Origin of the sequence: Rhizobium sp. PDO1-076 (genome assembly GCF_000247475.1) — a bacterium.
GTDB lineage: Bacteria > Pseudomonadota > Alphaproteobacteria > Rhizobiales > Rhizobiaceae > Allorhizobium.
In genome coordinates this window covers 12,518-29,549 of sequence record NZ_AHZC01000277.1, presented here as the reverse complement: position 1 = coordinate 29,549, position 17,032 = coordinate 12,518, and the positions used below count along the sequence as shown (strand labels likewise).

General features: G+C 60.3%; 18 protein-coding genes. 13 read left to right on the top strand and 5 right to left on the bottom strand.

Annotated elements, in window-relative coordinates; genetic code table 11:
- The first annotated feature begins 95 nt into the window (after nucleotides 1–95).
- From PDO_RS15000 to PDO_RS14950, 11 genes are all read left to right on the top strand, one after another.
- A complete protein-coding gene (locus PDO_RS15000) occupies nucleotides 96–413 on the top strand; it encodes an ArsR/SmtB family transcription factor (RefSeq protein WP_007603362.1) in 318 nt (105 codons plus the stop codon).
- A gap of 387 nt (nucleotides 414–800) precedes the next feature.
- Nucleotides 801–2,129 (top strand): omega-aminotransferase AptA, encoded by a 1,329-nt coding sequence (gene aptA, locus PDO_RS14995; protein WP_007603361.1) that lies wholly within the window; start codon nucleotides 801–803, stop codon nucleotides 2,127–2,129.
- A 323-nt stretch (nucleotides 2,130–2,452) separates the two neighbouring features.
- The gene (locus PDO_RS14990; protein WP_244426461.1) at nucleotides 2,453–2,779 is read left to right on the top strand and encodes a hypothetical protein; all 327 of its coding nucleotides are present in this window, start codon (nucleotides 2,453–2,455) and stop codon (nucleotides 2,777–2,779) included.
- Nucleotides 2,780–3,040: 261 nt separating this feature from the next.
- Complete coding sequence (locus tag PDO_RS14985; RefSeq protein WP_007603359.1) at nucleotides 3,041–4,147, top strand: branched-chain amino acid ABC transporter substrate-binding protein; 1,107 nt, start codon at nucleotides 3,041–3,043, stop codon at nucleotides 4,145–4,147.
- A gap of 171 nt (nucleotides 4,148–4,318) precedes the next feature.
- Entirely contained in the window at nucleotides 4,319–4,963 is a 645-nt protein-coding gene (locus PDO_RS14980; RefSeq protein ID WP_007603358.1) for a DUF47 domain-containing protein, read from the top strand.
- Nucleotides 4,963–5,964, top strand: a complete 1,002-nt coding sequence (locus PDO_RS14975; RefSeq protein ID WP_007603357.1) for an inorganic phosphate transporter — start codon at nucleotides 4,963–4,965, stop codon at nucleotides 5,962–5,964. The genes PDO_RS14980 and PDO_RS14975 overlap by 1 nt, the downstream gene beginning before the upstream one ends.
- Nucleotides 5,965–6,206: 242 nt before the next feature.
- Nucleotides 6,207–7,076: an aldose 1-epimerase family protein gene (locus PDO_RS14970; RefSeq protein WP_007603356.1), complete on the top strand. Its 870-nt coding sequence runs from the start codon at nucleotides 6,207–6,209 to the stop codon at nucleotides 7,074–7,076.
- Nucleotides 7,077–7,150: 74 nt separating this feature from the next.
- Nucleotides 7,151–8,845, top strand: a complete 1,695-nt coding sequence (gene ade / locus PDO_RS14965; protein WP_007603355.1) for an adenine deaminase — start codon at nucleotides 7,151–7,153, stop codon at nucleotides 8,843–8,845.
- 54 nt (nucleotides 8,846–8,899) lie between these two features.
- Entirely contained in the window at nucleotides 8,900–9,163 is a 264-nt protein-coding gene (locus PDO_RS14960; protein WP_007603350.1) for a type II toxin-antitoxin system Phd/YefM family antitoxin, read from the top strand.
- A gap of 2 nt (nucleotides 9,164–9,165) precedes the next feature.
- The gene (locus PDO_RS14955) at nucleotides 9,166–9,432 is read left to right on the top strand and encodes a Txe/YoeB family addiction module toxin (RefSeq protein WP_037074307.1); all 267 of its coding nucleotides are present in this window, start codon (nucleotides 9,166–9,168) and stop codon (nucleotides 9,430–9,432) included.
- Between the two features lie 11 nt (nucleotides 9,433–9,443).
- A complete protein-coding gene (locus PDO_RS14950) occupies nucleotides 9,444–10,232 on the top strand; it encodes a potassium channel family protein (protein WP_007603348.1) in 789 nt (262 codons plus the stop codon).
- A gap of 23 nt (nucleotides 10,233–10,255) precedes the next feature.
- On the opposite strand, the gene PDO_RS14945 is transcribed toward PDO_RS14950, so the two are convergent.
- Both PDO_RS14945 and PDO_RS28390 read right to left on the bottom strand, forming a co-directional pair.
- A complete protein-coding gene (locus PDO_RS14945; RefSeq protein ID WP_007603347.1) occupies nucleotides 10,256–10,621 on the bottom strand; it encodes an Atu4866 domain-containing protein in 366 nt (121 codons plus the stop codon).
- A complete protein-coding gene (locus PDO_RS28390) occupies nucleotides 10,614–10,751 on the bottom strand; it encodes a hypothetical protein (protein WP_007603346.1) in 138 nt (45 codons plus the stop codon). Before PDO_RS28390 ends, PDO_RS14945 begins: the two co-directional genes overlap by 8 nt.
- Nucleotides 10,752–10,963: 212 nt before the next feature.
- Between PDO_RS28390 and PDO_RS14940 the strand changes: the two genes are divergently transcribed.
- On the top strand, nucleotides 10,964–11,860 hold the full coding sequence (locus PDO_RS14940; RefSeq protein WP_007603345.1) for an AraC family transcriptional regulator: 897 nt from the start codon (nucleotides 10,964–10,966) through the stop codon (nucleotides 11,858–11,860).
- Between the two features lie 15 nt (nucleotides 11,861–11,875).
- Here PDO_RS14940 and bglA read toward each other — a convergent pair whose 3' ends face one another.
- On the bottom strand, nucleotides 11,876–13,537 hold the full coding sequence (gene bglA, locus PDO_RS14935; protein ID WP_007603344.1) for a beta-galactosidase BglA: 1,662 nt from the start codon (nucleotides 13,535–13,537) through the stop codon (nucleotides 11,876–11,878).
- Nucleotides 13,538–13,738: 201 nt separating this feature from the next.
- On the opposite strand from bglA, the gene PDO_RS14930 reads away from it, so the two are divergent.
- The gene (locus PDO_RS14930; protein WP_007603343.1) at nucleotides 13,739–14,815 is read left to right on the top strand and encodes a glycosyltransferase family 4 protein; all 1,077 of its coding nucleotides are present in this window, start codon (nucleotides 13,739–13,741) and stop codon (nucleotides 14,813–14,815) included.
- 9 nt (nucleotides 14,816–14,824) lie between these two features.
- Here the strand turns inward: PDO_RS14930 and der are convergent, their stop codons facing one another.
- Entirely contained in the window at nucleotides 14,825–16,243 is a 1,419-nt protein-coding gene (gene der / locus PDO_RS14925) for a ribosome biogenesis GTPase Der (RefSeq protein ID WP_007603341.1), read from the bottom strand.
- A 38-nt stretch (nucleotides 16,244–16,281) separates the two neighbouring features.
- Complete coding sequence (locus PDO_RS14920; protein WP_007603339.1) at nucleotides 16,282–16,953, bottom strand: tetratricopeptide repeat protein; 672 nt, start codon at nucleotides 16,951–16,953, stop codon at nucleotides 16,282–16,284.
- Between the last annotated feature and the right edge of the window lie 79 nt (nucleotides 16,954–17,032).

The following is a 17,032-nucleotide window of genomic DNA, read 5'->3' as shown; positions in this document are numbered from 1 at the left end:
TTGATCGGTACTGATAGAGTTCGCAGATAAGCCAAATGACGGATTTTCAACGACTGCCCTTCCCCCAAGGCGCTCGAAAAGGAAAGTTAAAAAAGATGAAAACGAAAGCATTGTCCGAACAATCGACTGTTGCCGCCGGTTTGCTGTCCGCCATGGCCAATCCGAAGCGTCTCATGATCCTCTGCAGCCTTGTTGAAGGCGAGGTTCCGGTCGGTGTTCTGGCATCGCAGGTTGGCCTGAGCCAGTCCGCATTGTCGCAGCATCTCTCGAAGCTGCGCGCCCAGAAGCTCGTCAAGACCCGTCGCGACGCGCAGACCATCTACTATTCGAGCACATCGGAATCGGTCATCAAGATCCTCTCGACACTCGAAAGCATCTACTGCGGCCCGGTTGCAAGCAAATCTGCCGCCTGATGACAGCGCTGCCATGATCGCAATGCCATAGCGCTTGGGAGGAACTGCTGAGGCAGCGAATGGATCAAGGCAGCCTGAAAATTTCGACGGCGTATGCAAAACGGCGTCATTGTAAGACGAACAAACCCCGACCGAGGCTGATGCCTTTGCCGGGGTTTGTTTTTGTCCGGCCGTCAACAATCGCCACATCCAGATTGGCATGGGACATTCGCGGCACAAGCCCGCAACAGCCAATGCGCAACCAAAACCGGTAGCATCCATGACCTTTTGTGATGGTCCTTGACGCGTCTTGACGCCCTGATAATTTGACCACGCGATCAAATTATCAGGGCGCCCGCTTCGCCCGATGGGATATGGCCCCATCGAGACTTCGCCATGGAGATCAGAATGTCCAACCGCCTCAATGCCACGCCCAACGATATGCGCGCCTTCTGGATGCCGTTCACGGCAAACCGCCAGTTCAAGAAGGAGCCGCGCATGTTCGTCGGCGCCAAGGATATGTATTACACGACTCATGACGGTCGCCGGGTGCTTGATGGCACCGCCGGCCTCTGGTGCGTAAACGCCGGGCACTGCCGCCCGAAGATCACCGAGGCGATCCGCGAGCAGGCTGGTGAACTCGACTACGCCCCGGCTTTCCAGCTTGGTCATCCGAAAGCCTTCGAACTGGCCAACCGGCTGGTCGATCTCGCCCCTGAAGGCATGGATCATGTCCTTTACACCAATTCCGGCTCCGAATCGGTCGATACCGCGCTGAAGGTGGCGCTTGCCTACCAGCGGGTCAAAGGCCATGGCTCGCGCACCCGCCTGATCGGCCGTGAGCGCGGTTACCACGGCGTCAATTTCGGTGGCATCTCGGTGGGCGGCATCGTCACCAACCGCAAGATGTTCGGCACGCTGCTGACCGGCGTCGACCACATGCCACACACCCATCTTCCGTCCAAGAACGCCTTCTCTAAGGGCATGCCCGAGCATGGCGGCGACCTCGCCGACGAGTTGGAACGCATTGTCACCCTGCACGACGCCTCGACCATCGCCGCCGTCATCGTCGAGCCGGTGGCCGGCTCCACCGGTGTGCTCATCCCGCCGAGGGGCTATTTGCAGCGCCTGCGCGAGATCTGCACCAAGCACGGCATCCTGTTGATCTTCGATGAAGTCATCACCGGTTTCGGCCGCCTCGGTGCTCCCTTCGCCGCCCAGTATTTCGACGTCAAGCCGGACATCATCACCACGGCCAAGGGCCTGACCAACGGCGTCATCCCGATGGGCGCGGTCTTCGTCACCGGCGAAATCCACGACGCGTTCATGAACGGCCCGGAACATCTGATCGAGTTCTTCCACGGCTATACCTATTCCGGTAACCCGATTGCATCGGCGGCAGCGCTCGGCACACTCGACACCTACAAGGAAGAAGGCCTCCTCACCCGCGCCAACGAGCTCGCCCCCTACTGGGAGGAACAGCTGCATTCGCTGCGCGACTGCCCGAATGTCATCGACATCCGCAATATCGGCCTGATCGGCGCAATTGAGCTTAAAGCCATCGACGGCGAGCCGACCAAGCGCGCCTTCAATGCCTTCCTGCAGGCCTACAATGATGGTCTCCTGATCCGCACGACGGGCGACATCATCGCGCTCTCGCCGCCGCTGATCATCACCAAGGCCGAAATCGACGAACTGTTCGACAAGCTCCGCAAGGTGCTGATGAAGAACATCTGAAGCACGGCTTTTGCCGTGTTTGAAAAAGCGGCCGCCAGCGGCCGCTTTTTTTGTTCCAACGATAGTGCGACGGCACTGGCTCCAAACGTGATTGCGAGCGTCCCGCCTTGCACGGCGATGCCTGACGCCTTATCTTCAAGAGGTAAGAGCCACACGACCGCTCTCGATGCGGATGACAGCATCGGGTTCGGTTGTTGAAGCCCAGCAGTCCAAGGTCGTTTCGTCTTTGACATCAGGTCATCGGCAACACGCCAGCGGACAGATCCCATCGGGAGAAGTCCGTGGTAGACCCCGTCACTCGCATATCCAGAACTGACCAATCCGTGCCGACCCAGATCAGCCAGACTTTGAGTATTCGGTCTGACTCCGAAAACGCCTGGGTCGCCGCCCGACAGTCGAAGATCAGTGACGACCTTCTGGAACTACACAAGATAGCTCTCGAAGAGCTTGCCCGTCGCAAGGAACAGGATGGCGGTGTCGAGCCTGATGAGCAGCGCGGCCATGCCCGTCAGTGGAGCGAGCACCTGGGCGCATTTAAAGAGACCGAGGATGCGGAGCAACCACCGAGACTGTCCGGCGAAAGCGAACGCATAGGCACCCAGAACTTCGATGAAGACACACCGTTCGGAGAGCGTGTCGCGATTTTGTAACCGGCTCTCTCGTTCAATGCGGCGAACGCTGAACGCGTTCGCCTTTTTGCGTTACCCCGCCAGCCCTCCATCATAGCCAGAGATAGGCCATTGCTACCTACCGCAGCGTCTCGCGAAGTGGGCCGGAGGCAGGCGTTGGTTGCTTCAGGGCTTTTGTCCCGAGCGTTTTTTCGCTAGACCGGTTCTCACTGGGACGAAACAAAATAACCCGAATGGCGCGAAAGCGACGTAGATCGGCACGCCACACCCAAGGAGACAGACATGAAGTTTCAACTTCTCGCCGGCGCAGCTTTCGCCGCCCTTCTGGCAGCAGCACCCGCGGCCCGCGCCGACATCACCATCGGCCTGATGGCGCCACTCACCGGCCCGCTCGCCGCCATCGGCGCCCAGATCAAGAACGGCACCGAGACCGCGATCGAGGAAATTAACAAGAAGGGCGGCGTCAACGGCGAACAGCTCATCCTGAAGGTTGCTGACGATGCCGGTGAACCGAAGCAGGGCGTTTCGGCGGCAAACCAGCTGATCGGCGAAGACATTCGTTTTGTCGTTGGTCCGGTCACGTCCGGCGTCGCTGTCCCCGCCTCCAGCGTTTTTGCAGAGAACGGCACGCTCATGGTCACCCCGACGGCAACTGCGCCCGACCTGACCGCCCGTGGCCTCACCACCGTATTGCGCACCTGCGGCCGCGATGACCAGCAGGCGGAAGTGGCCGCGAAATATGTCCTGGCCAATTTCAAGGACAAGAAGATCGCGATCCTCAATGACAAGGGTCAGTACGGCAAGGGCCTCGCCGACGCCTTCAAGCTCTCCCTCAATGCCGGCGGCATCACCGAAGTCTTCAACGACGCGCTGACGGCAGGCGACAAGGATTTCAGTGCCCTGATCTCCCGCCTCAAGGCTGAAAATGTCGACGTCATCTATTTCGGCGGCTATCACCCGGAAGCCGGACTGCTGGTCCGCCAGATGCAGGATGTCGGCCTCAAGGCACAGCTGATCGCCGGCGACGGCTTGTCGAACAACGAATACATCAATGTCGGCGGCCCGGCGGCCGAAGGCACGATCTACACCAATGCGGCTGACGCCCTGAAAAACGAAGACAGCAAGGCTGCAGCCGCCGCCCTGACCGCCAAGGGCATCCCGGCCGAGGCCTTCACGTTGAACGCCTATGCAGCAGTCGAAGTCATTGCCGCCGGCATCGCCAGGGCTGGCAGTGCCGACGATGCGGAAGCAGTAGCAACCGCACTGAAGTCCGGTGAGGAAATCGCCACCGCCATCGGCAAGCTGACCTATGGCGAAACCGGCGACCTGACCTCGCAGAGCTTCTCCGTCTACAAGTGGGTAGGCGGCAAGACCGTTTCGGCGGAATAATCCGCAGGTCATGCCACAGACAGAAAGCGGCCGGAAACGGCCGCTTTTTTTATGTTCATCCCCAGATCTCTCGTGTGAGCGGGGCATTTGCACGCTTTCCACGGTTTCTTTCAGCCACTCGGTCTTTTATGACAGTTTTATGACACCCACGGTGACAACCCCGAGAGGCCTATGCTGAATCTGTTTCGTAAAATGCTCCCCCGCGAAGACCGCTTCTTCGATATGTTCGCGGCCCATGCCCGCACTGTGGTCGGCGCAGCCGAAGCGCTGGGCGAATTGCTTGCCGGCACGAACATCGAAAGCAACGGCGACCGCATCATCGCACTCGAGGATGAAGCCGACGACATCACCCGGGACGTGCTGCTTGCTGTACGCCGCAGCTTCATTACGCCGTTTGACCGAGGTGACATCAAGGACCTGATCCAGTCCATGGACGATGCCATCGACATGATGCACAAGACGGTCAAAACCGTTCGCCTCTATGAACAGACAAGCTTCGACCCGATCATGCAGGAAATGGGCACGGTCATCGTCCAGGCCGCACATCTGATCGCCGAAGCCATTCCTTTGCTCGACAAGCTCGGCGCCAACGTCCAGCGCCTGACTGCGATCGCCGAGCAGGTAACGAAGGTCGAGGGGCATTCTGATGAATTGTACAATCAGGGCCTCAAGGAACTGTACCGGCGCCATGGCGCCACCGGCAATGCCATGGCCTACATGATCGGCGCAGAGATCTACGGCGAGCTGGAAAAGGTGGTCGACCGCTTCGAGGACGTTGCCAACGAAATCAGTGGCATCTTGATCGAGAACGTCTGATGGATGCCACGCTCGCCCTTCCGCTGCTGATCGCCCTGATCGGCATTGCACTGTTCTTCGACTTCCTCAACGGCCTGCATGACGCGGCAAACTCGATCGCCACGATCGTATCAACACGCGTCCTGCGGCCGCAATATGCCGTCGCCTGGGCAGCCTTCTTCAATTTCATCGCCTTCCTGTTCTTCGGCCTGCATGTTGCCGAGACCTTGGGCAAGGGCATCATCGATCCGCAGATCGTCTCGCCGGCAGTGATCTTTGCCGCACTGATGGGCGCGATCATCTGGAATATCATCACCTGGCATTTCGGCATTCCGTCGTCCTCGTCGCATGCCCTTATCGGCGGCCTCGTCGGCGCCGGCCTAGCCAAGACCGGCTTCAGTTCCATCGTCTGGAGCGGCCTGTCGAAGACGGTCGGTGCGATCTTCCTGTCGCCGATGATCGGCTTCCTGCTGGCTCTGTTTCTGATGCTGGCGGTGGCCTGGATCTTTGTCCGCCAGACGCCCTTTGCCGTCGACAAGACCTTCCGCGTCCTGCAATTCATCTCCGCATCGCTCTACTCGCTCGGCCACGGCGGTAACGACGCGCAAAAGACGATGGGCATCATCGCCGTGCTGCTGTTCAGCCAAGGTTATCTCGGGCCGGAATTCCACGTTCCGTTCTGGGTCGTGATATCGTGTCAGTCCGCCATGGCGCTCGGCACCTTGTTCGGCGGCTGGAAGATCGTCCACACCATGGGGTCGAAAATAACAAAGCTGAACCCAATGCAGGGCTTCTGTGCCGAAACCGGCGGAGCGCTGACCCTGTTTGGCGCGACATGGCTCGGCATTCCGGTCTCAACAACGCATACGATCACCGGCGCCATCATCGGCGTTGGCGCTGCCAAGCGCACGGCGGCGGTCCGCTGGGGACTGGCCGGTAACATCGTCATCGCCTGGTTCCTGACGCTTCCAGCCGCAGCCATCATCTCGGCGACCTTTTACTTCGTGATCGCAGCATTCTGAGATCTCGACACGTGCACCGAACGTCGAAAAAGCGTTCGGTGCACGGTGCCGCGCGCTCGGTTGGTCGCGCGATGGACGCTCTGCCATGCTGCTTTGACCAAGTTCGCTGCGCTCAAATGTATGCATCTGGAAGCGCAATGCATTAAGCCATTGATTTCATGCAGCGGCTCCTATGGAAAATATTTCCGCTTTGCAGATCGATGCGCTAGTCTCAGTGCGTGTTCCCAGCTGAAGGAAATCCTGTGCCGGACGTAATCCACATTGAAAACGACTACCTGGCCGTCGCCGTTTCATCGCTCGGCGCCGAAATGCAGTCGCTATCGAGCAAGGATGGCCGGAATTGGCTGTGGAACGGAGATGCCGCGTGGTGGACCGGACGCTCGCCGATCCTCTTCCCCATCGTCGGCAAGGCTCCGAATGATACCCTGGCTGTCAGCGGCCGCACCTATGCGATGGGCCAGCATGGCATTGCCAGGCGACTGGAATTCACCTTGGTCGAGACCACGGCCAGTTCATGCCGTCATGAACTGATATCGAACGAAGCAACGAAAAAGGCCTACCCTTTCGATTTCCGCCTGACGCTTGAGCATCGGCTGGAGGCCCGCAGCCTCTGTGTCACCGCGACAGTGCACAACACGGGCGACACGCCACTTCCCTTTGCCATCGGTTTCCATCCCGCCTTCCTCTGGCCCCTGCCGGGCGCCGACGGAAAACCGCATTCGGTCGTCCTCGACAATAGTGCCGAACCGCCGGTCATCCAGCTGGAAGGCGGCCTGATCGGCAAGACGCTCGACACGTCCCCGTTCAAGGCAGGCAGGCTGGAGCTCCAACATGCGCTGTTCGACAACGACGCCCTGATCTTCCCGGAAGGTGCCGGCACCGGCCTGACTTTTGCGGCGGAAGGTGGCCCTGCCCTGCATTTCACCTTCGACAACCTGCCCAATATCGCGCTCTGGCAAAAGCCCGGCGCGCCCTTCCTCTGCGTCGAACCATGGCACGGCATGGCAGCCCATGCCGGTGGCACGGCCGAACTGGTCGAGCGCCCGTTCACGGTGGCGCTGGCGGCCGGTGACAGCAAGCGCTTTGCATTTACCGTCGAGATCATCGACTGACGCCTGCGCACCATTCCCCTCGGTTTCGCGAGCCGCTACAGTCGGCCAAACGCCAGGAATCGGAGTGAACGCCCATGAGCAATCTCGAACGCCGCATTGACCAGGGTGTCGGCCGCGAACCCGCCGACATCGTGCTGAAAGGCGGACGCTTCTTCGATCTGGTGACCGGCGAACTCGTCGCTTCAGACATCGCCATCTGCGACGATACCGTCGTCGGCACCGGTGGCACCTATGTCGGGCGCGTGGAAATCGACATCACGGGCCGCATCGTCGTCCCCGGCTTCATCGACACCCACCTGCATATCGAGAGCTCGCTGGTGACGCCGCACGAATTCGACCGCTGCGTCCTGCCCTATGGCGTCACCACCGTGATCTGCGATCCGCACGAGATTGCCAATGTGCTCGGCACCGAAGGCATCCAGTTCTTTCTCGACAGTGCCGAACAGACGATCATGGACATCCGCGTCCAGCTCTCATCCTGCGTGCCGGCGACACATCTGGAGACCGCGGGCGCCGACTTGCCGATCGAACGGCTGCTGCCGTTCCGTGATCACCAGAAGGTCATCGGCCTGGCCGAATTCATGAATTTCCCCGGCGTGATCCACAAGGATCCGATCTGCATGGCCAAGCTCGAAGCCTTCCAGGGCGGCCATATTGACGGTCATGCCCCGCTGCTGCGTGGGCTCGACCTGAACGGTTATCTCGCAGCCGGCATCCGCACCGAGCACGAATGCACCACAGCCGAAGAGGCCATGGAGAAGATCCGCAAGGGCATGCATATCCTGGTCCGCGAGGGCTCCGTATCCAAGGATCTGCATGCGCTGATGCCGATCATCACCGAACGCCTGTCGCCGTTTCTCGCGTTGTGCACTGACGACCGCAACCCGCTCGACATCGCCGAAGAAGGCCATCTCGACTATATGATCCGCACGGCAATCGCCCATGGCGTCGATCCGCTCGCCATCTACCGCGCCGCCTCGATTTCGGCTGCCCGTGCCTTCGGGCTGCGCGACCGTGGCCTTGTTGCGCCCGGCTGGCGCGCAGATCTGGTCGTGGTCGACAGTCTGGAAAACTGCAAGGCCGAGATCGTCTTTGCCGGTGGAAGGCGCGTCACCTCGGAACTCTTTGCCACCCGAGAGCCCGTCGCGCCCGTCGGCCTCGACAGCGTCAGGGCGCGCATCGTCAAATCGGCTGATTTCGGTGTACCGGTCACGGAAGGCGAGACCCCGGTCATGGGCGTGCTTCCCGGCAAGATCATCACCGAATACCGCCGCTACCGCCTTCCTTCGTCCGGCAACCAGACGACCGTCGATCTCGCAAATGATATCATCAAGGTCGCCGTCATCGAGCGCCATGGCAAGAACGGCAACCACGCCAACGGCTTCGTCCAGGGTTTTGGCCTGAAGAAAGGTGCGATCGCCTCGACCGTCGGCCATGACAGCCACAATATCTGCGTCGTCGGCGTCTCGGAAGACGACATGGCCATCGCCGCGAACCGGCTCGGTGAAATCAAGGGCGGCTTCGTCGTCGTGGAGGACGGCAAGGTGACCGGCGAGATCCCGCTGCCCGTCGCCGGCCTGATGAGCCTGGAACCATATGAAAGCGTCCGCGACACGTTGCACGACTTGCGCAAGGCCGCCTATGCGCTGGGCACCACCTTGCAGGAACCCTTCCTCCAGGTCGCCTTCCTGCCGCTGCCGGTCATCCCGCATCTGAAGATCTCCGACAAGGGCATGGTCGATGTCGACAAGTTCATGCTGATCGGGTGAACATTGGCAAACGCTTCGACTTGTACCATAATCGGGACAAGTACGGAGATAACGATGGATACGATCTTCTTCTCAAAGGCCCGTGCCGAACTGGCCGGCCTGCTCGACAAGGTCAACGAAGATGCTGCCGCGATCGAAATCATACGCCGCGACAAACCATCAGCCGTTCTGATGGGCAAAGATGAGTACGACAGCCTGATAGAGACGATCCATCTACTGTCCTCACCGGCGAATGCGGAACGCCTCCTCCGCGCCAGCGACGATATTGGCCAAGGTCGGTATCAAAACGTCGAAGTAAAGACGCTGTTGGGCGCCTGATGATGCGGCTCGCCTTTACCGGTGACGGCTGGCAGGACTATCTCTATTGGCAACAGACGGATCGGAAAACGCTTGAGCGGATCAATGATCTCATTCGCGACACCCTTCGCCAGCCGTTTGCCGGCATAGGAAAGCCAGAGCAGTTGAAAGGCACCTTGAAGGGTTTCTGGTCCCGCCGCATCACGCAGGAACACCGCCTAGTCTATCAGGTATTCGGCAATGGCGACGACCAGACGGTGGTCATTGCCCAGTGTCGGTATCACTATTGAAGAAGAGCTTGATGACCGCTGATTTGAGTTCCAAAACGCTGACCAATCTCCGCCAGCGCCTTGCCAGCCTCTATTTCGGCCATCACACCGCAGCGATCCGCTTCCAGGCGGCCTTGATGGTGATTGATCTAGCGATCATCGGCTTCTTTCTCGCGGGCCCCTATCTGCGCGATCGGCCGACCTATCTGATCCTCGACTACGGCATCGCCGTCTGGATTGCCCTCGAACTGATCGCCCAGTGGTCGGCTTCACCCAGCACGCGCCGGTTCCTCACCAAGCCGATGACCTGGATCGATATCTTCGTGCTCGGGACGCTGCTGTTTCCGCAGTGGCTGTTCAACTTCGCCTTCCTGCGCGTGGCCCGCATCTGGGCCGTGGTCCAGCGGCCGGTTTTCACCTTGATGCTGCACCGTCTCGGTCTGCGCGAACAGGTCGATGTCGTTACCGCCTTTATCAACCTGATCGTCTTCCTCTTCCTGGTGACAGGATTCGTCTACACCTTCTTCTTCTATGCCGAAGACGCCGGTTCCGGCTTCATCGATGCGCTCTACTTCACGGTGGCAACGGTCACGACCACGGGGTTCGGCGATATCACCCTGCCCGGCACCGCGGGCAAGCTGACCTCGATCGTGACGATGATCATCGGCATATCCCTGTTCGTCCGGCTCGCCCAGGCGATTGTGCGCCCATACAAGGTGTCGTTCCCCTGCCCCGAATGCGGCCTGCAGCGTCACGATGCCGATGCGGTTCATTGCAAGGCCTGCGGCCATGTCTTGAACATACCGGACGAGGGTATGTAATCCTCGCCCGGCTTCACCTTTCATCAGTGCCGGTAGAGCACCATGCCCGCGTGATATAGGATGTCGCTGCGGAATTCTCCATCGGCGATGAAGCCGCTGTCGTCCCAATAGTTGATCTGGCTGCCGCGGACCTCGTAGCGCCCCTCATAGGCACGCTCGCGGCTACCGCGCCCCTCGATATAGCGACCGCTCGGCAAAAGTTCGTGACGAATGTGACCGTCTCCGGTAACCCACAATCCGACGTAAGGGTGATTGGCCATGTCGTTCTCCTGAAGATCGATAAACTGGTGACGGTCGCCACGGACCGGCACCAGGACAAAAAAGGCAAGGAATGCGAGTGCAGCGATCAGCACGACCAGCCCCGGCGTGACATGCGGCAGGTCAGCCATTGAGGCCATGTCTCCGCTCATCCGCATCACGCCGCACGGCGTAGCTGTTCTTGATCGAGGCAAACACCTGTCGCGTTCCCGACAGTGTCCAGCGCAATGGGCTTTCCAGCAGGTATTGAAGAGCAGTCATGAAATTTCCTCCTGGGATCTCGTCCCCGCCGGCCATCGTCGGGTGAGTTCCATATGGGGAACCGGATCCCGGAAGCGGTAGAACAGACGCCCGAAAGAATTGCACGATCCTCCGAATTGCATAATACTCCAATTGGCAGAAAACGCGGCAATCCCTAGTTAGACACTGGAAGCGACCGAAAGCCGGAACCTCAGAGTAAGGACAAGATGACAATGTCGACTGCATTGCGTGACATGATTGCACGACACGCCAGCGAGGAAGGATTGCAGGCGACGGCTGTGCCGCGCCTGACGCTGATCCGCGCCAGCCAGCCGAGCGAGCCGTGGCATGGTGTGCACAAGCCGGCGATCTGCATCATAGCGCAGGGGCGCAAGCAGCTTAAAGTCTGCGACAATCTGCTGGAATATGGCGCAGGCCACCATCTCGTCGTCTCGCTCGACCTGCCGGTGATTGGCAATGTCTGCGAGGCGAGCATCGACGAGCCCTATCTCTGCATGAAGCTCGACCTCGACCTTTCATTGCTGGGCACGCTGGTCCTGGAAATGAATGCGCCGATCGCCCAGACCACGCCATCCTGCAAGCCGCTGGGCGTGGCCGAAACCCCGGCAGCCTTGCACGATACAGCGGTCCGCCTCGTAGGCCTGCTAGACCGACCGCAGGACATTCCGTTTCTCGCGCCTCTTGTAGAGCGCGAGCTTCTCTACCTGCTGCTGCGTGGTGAACACGCGGGCCTGCTGCACCAGATGCTGACCCCGAACCACCGGCTACAGAACGTCAATCGCGCGATCAACTGGATCCGCAACAACTTTCACAGGCCCTTCTCGATCGAGGCCCTGGCGATGGAAGCCCGGATGAGCAGTTCGTCGCTCCACGAACATTTCCGCGCCATGACCAACATGAGCCCGCTGCAATACCAGAAACAGTTGCGGCTGCAGGAAGGACGCAGGCTGATCCTGACCGAAGCGATGGATGCAGCAACCGCCGGCCGAAGAGTCGGTTATGACAGTCCGTCACAGTTCAGCCGGGAATACCGCCGGCAGTTCGGCGCGCCGCCGCTCGCCGACGTCAACCGGTTGAAAAGCCAGCCCGACCAACTCGCCGAGGCCTGACCCCAGATCCGAAACTCAAATCTTGGCGCAGAAGCCATCCAATGCGCCGAGCATCACTGAGCCGTCCTTGACATCCCCCTGCATGCCCGGAAGCGGCAGAACCTGTTTGACGCTCAAATGCTCCGGCAGCGAAATCTCCTGCGGGCCGCGGCGCAGATTGAAGACGAACAGCAGCCGCTCGTCGCCCTTTTGACGGGTAAAGGCCAGCACATCCTCGTTGGTGGCAAGGAAATGCATGTCGCCATCGGCAAGAGCGGCATGGGATTTGCGAAAGGCGAGCACCGCCCGATAGTGCGACAGCACCGAGTCGGCATCATTCTCCTGTGCACTCACCGAGAGCGCCTGATGCTCTGCGGATACAGGCAACCAAGGCTTGCCGGAGGTGAAGCCGGCCTGCTTCCTGGTCTTGTCCCAAACCATCGGCGTGCGGCATCCGTCGCGTCCCTTGAACGCCGGCCAGAAGCGGATGCCATAGGGGTCGCGCAGATCCTCGAATTGCAGTTCGGCTTCCGGCAGTCCCAGTTCTTCACCCTGATAGAGGCAGACAGAACCGCGCAACGTCGACAGCACGCTGATCGCAAGTTTGGCGACCGCGGTCCGCTCGTCGGCATTCTGCATGAAGCGGCTGACATGCCGGTGCACATCATGGTTTGAAAACGCCCAGCAGACCCAGCCGTCGGCCACCTGGTTCTGGAACGACTGCACGCAATGGCGGATATGCGACGGGGTGAAATCCGGACCGAGCAGGTCGAATGTGTAGCACATATGCAGCTTGTCGCCGCCAGCCGTATAGGCGGCCACGGTCTTCAGCGACCGCGCGCCGTCCCCGACTTCGCCAACCGTCGTTCGCCCCTCATACTGGTCGAGAAGCGCCCGGAAGCGCTTGAGGAACTCGATATTCTCCGGCTGCGTCTTGTCGTAGAGATGGCTCTGCATGCCATAAGGATTGACATCGGGCGCATCGAGGCCGGCATCCTCGCTGTCGGGCGCATGCGGCGGGTTATCGCGCAACTCCTTGTCGTGGAAATAGTAGTTCACGGTGTCGAGCCGGAAACCGTCGACGCCGCGGTCCAGCCAGAACTTCACCGTTTCCAGCAACGCCTGCTGGACTTCCTTGTTGTGGAAATTGAGGTCGGGCTGCGAACCGAGGAAGTTGTGCATGAAATACTGCTTGCGCACGCCATCCCATTCCCAGGCCGGTCCACCGAAAACAGAAAGCCAGTTGTTCGGCGCCGTGCCGTCCGGCTTTGCCGCAGCCCAGACATACCAGTCCGCTTTCGGATTGTCGCGACTCGCCCGGCTTTCCTTGAACCACGGATGCTGGTCTGACGTGTGCGAAATCACCTGGTCGATCATCACCTTCAGCCCCAGCCGATGCGCTTCGTTCATCATCGCGTCGAAATCGGCCAATGTCCCGAACATCGGATCGACATCGCAGTAGTCGGACACGTCATACCCCATGTCGGCCATCGGCGAGGTGAAGAAAGGCGATAGCCAGATCGCGTCCACACCGAGCGATGCGATATAGGGCAACCGGTCTGTAATGCCCTTGATATCGCCTATGCCGTCGCCGTTGGTATCCTGGAAGGAGCGCGGATAGACCTGATAGATCACCGCCCCGCGCCACCAGTCTGTCGTCTTTGCGGTGGCGGCAGTCTTGGTGGTGCTCTTGGTCATCGAGAAATCCTTTTGGCGGGAATCAGCGGCGGGACACGGTCCATGTACTATAGGTCAGCACAGCGCCTGCGCGAGTGGCAATTGAGGTGTCACATGAAGACTGACATCAAGCTGTAATGTTCCACCGCCATATCGTTTGCAGGAAAAACTTGCAGGAATCGCTCCAAGCCCGTGATGCGATTCCGGAAAACGCGATCCGCCATGCCGAGACTGACCATCGTCACCGATGCCTGGCACCCGCAGGTCAACGGCGTGGTGCGCTCGATCGAAAACACCAATCGCGAACTCGCCAGGATGGGTGTCACGGTTTCCATGATCACGCCGGAGCCGTTCTCCAGCATACCCATGCCGACCTATCCGGAAATCCGTCTATCGCTTGCCATGCCCGGCCAGGTGGGCCGGATGATCAAGAGCCAACAGCCCGACTATGTGCATATCGCCACCGAAGGCCCGCTCGGTTTGATGGCCCGGCATTGGTGTATCCGTAACAAGCAGCCGTTTTCCACCAGTTACCACACCCGCTTTCCCGAATATGTCGCGGCCCGCCTGCCGGTTCGCGCATCGTGGCTCTATGCCTATGTGCGCTGGTTCCACAATCGCAGCGGCGCCTGCATGGTGGCAACAGAGAGCCTGCGCCAGGAACTTTCGGGCCTCGGTGTGAAGAACCTCTGCCTGTGGAGCCGTGGTATCGATACCGAGAATTTCCACCCGCGCCCGAAAAGCGAAAAGCCATTCGGCCTGCCGCGCCCGATCTTCATGACGGTCGGCCGTGTCGCGGTGGAAAAGAACCTCTCCGCCTTCCTCGATCTCGATCTGCCGGGCTCGAAAGTGGTGGTCGGCGATGGCCCTGCCCGCGCCGAATTGCAGGCCCGGTATCCGGATGTGCATTTCACCGGCGTCAAACATGGCGAAGATCTGGCGGAGGCCTATGCCGAGGCTGACGTCTTCGTCTTCCCCTCCAGAACGGATACCTTCGGCAACACAATCCTCGAAGCGCTGGCATCCGGCGTTCCGGTCGCTGCCTATCCGGTGACTGGTCCTGTCGACATCATTCCCCAAGGCTCGACCGCTGGAGCGTTGGACAAGGACCTGCAGGTCGCTTGCCTCAGCGCCTTGCAGGGTTCACCCGAGGCCGCGCGGGCGCTCGCTGAAACCTATTCCTGGCAAGCGGCCACGGAACAGTTCTTCGACAATGTCGTGGAAGCCAGGACCCAAAGGCGCAAACGCGGCCTGCGGCAGCGGCTCAGCACAAGATCTGCCGATGCCGATGCAGTTTAGCAAGCGCTGTTAGCGCTTCCGCTTGCGATTTTCGAACGGGTTGTCGCTCGCCTTGAAATGGATGCGGATCGGGACGCCCGGCATCTCGAAATCATTGCGCAGACCATTGGTCAGGTAGCGGATATAGCTTTCCGGAACCGCTTCCGGCCGCGTGCAGGAAATCATGAACGCCGGCGGACGAGCCTTGATCTGCGTCATGTATTTCAGCTTCAGGCGACGGCCGGATACCGCCGGTGGCGGATGCTGGATCTGCTGCGTATCGAGCCAGCGGTTGAGCTTGGCGGTCGAGATACGACGGTTCCACACGCGGTCGGTATCGATCACCGCCTGCATCAGCTTGTCGAGGCCGTAGCCTGTCTGGCCGGAGATCGGAACAGCACGAATGCCACGCGCCTGCGCCAGCAGACGGTCGGTCTTCTCGCGCAATTCGGCCAGAACCGCCTGCGGATCCTCGACCAGGTCCCATTTGTTGAATGCCAGAACCGCAGCACGGCCTTCGCGGATCACCAGATCCACCAGTTGCAGGTCCTGTTTCTCGAACGGAATGGTCGAATCGAACACGATGACAACCGTTTCGGCAAAGCGGATCGAGCGCAGCGCATCGGCAACCGAGAGCTTTTCAAGCTTCTCCTGGACGCGCGCCTTCTTGCGCATCCCTGCCGTGTCGAACATCTTGATCATCCGGCCGCGCCAGTCCCACTCGACCGAAATGCTGTCGCGGGTGATGCCGGCTTCCGGTCCCGTCAACAGACGGTCTTCGCCGAGGAAACGATTGATCAGCGTCGACTTACCGGCATTCGGGCGGCCGATAATGGCCACACGCAGCGGCTTGCTGTCGTCATATTCCGGCTCGTAGTCGTCGTCGAAATCCTCTTCACCACGCAGGTCAACGTCGGTTTCCGGCTCATCGATCTCTTCCGGGAAGGCCACATCCTCGCCGATCGCCTCGACGATGGCATCGCGCAGATCGATCATGCCCTGGCCATGTTCGGCCGAAATCGGAACCGGTTCGCCAAGACCGAGCGTGTAGGCATCGTAGAAGCCGCCATCGGAACCCTTGGCTTCCGACTTGTTGGCGACCAGCACCACCGGCTTGCCGCGCCGGCGCAGCAATTCGCCGAATGTCTTGTCGAGCGGTGTCAGGCCGAATTTGGCATCGACCACGAACAGCGTCAGGTCCGCGTCGTCGATCGCCAGTTCGGTCTGGGCGCGCATGCGGCCTTCGAGCGTGTCCGGGCCAGTCTCTTCCAGACCGGCGGTGTCGATGATGGTGAAACGCAGGTCCACGAGCTTGGCATCGCCCGGACGCCGGTCGCGGGTGACCCCTGGCGTGTCATCGACAAGCGCCAGCTTCTTGCCAACCAGACGGTTGAACAGCGTCGACTTGCCGACATTTGGGCGCCCGACGATGGCGACGGTGAAACTCATGAAACTTCGTCCTTCCGGGCGCAGGCGCCCAAGCTGGCTTACGGCGCCTTGCCGGAAGCCGTGATGTTGTCGAGAAGCATCTGGGCGCGGTTCGCAACATTGCGCGGCGCCTCGGAATCCTCGGTGATCTGTTCGAACCATTCGCGGGCCCGGGTCATGTCGCCTGCCTTGTAGGCGGCAAGACCAAGCGCTTCGCGCGCAGCATGACGCATGGCATTGGTCGGAGTTGCCATGGCTTCGACTTCGGCGGACACCTGCTCATAGGTCCCGGCATCGACCAGCAGCCAGGCTGCGCGGATCTTCGCCGTGTTGCGAATGATTTCCGGAACCGCCGTATCCTGGCTGATTGCCTGGAACGAGGCAACGGCCGCAGGCAGATCGCCCTTCTGGCCGAGAACCGTTGCGGCACGGAATCGCGACAGCACGCCGTAAGCGCCGTAGCCGTCCTGCTCGAGCGCCTTCAAGGCAGCTTCCGCCTCATCATTCTTGCCCTGGTCCGCAAGGCTGAGGGCCGCCAGGAACTTGTCGCCGGCATCCGACGCCTGGGTTGAATGCCAATGGTTCCACAGCCGGTGCCCGGCCGTACCGACAACGATCAGGACCGCGGCGGCGATAATGAGCCGGCTGTAGCGCTTCCAGGCATTGCGCACCTGATCGGAGCGCAGCTCCTCGTTCACTTCGCGGATAAAGCTGTCGTTGTTGTCAACCATACTCATTCCCGGACACTGCCGGCCTTTCCATGCATTTCACTGCGTGAGCGGCCTTCTAACCGATTTTTGCCCGCTTGTA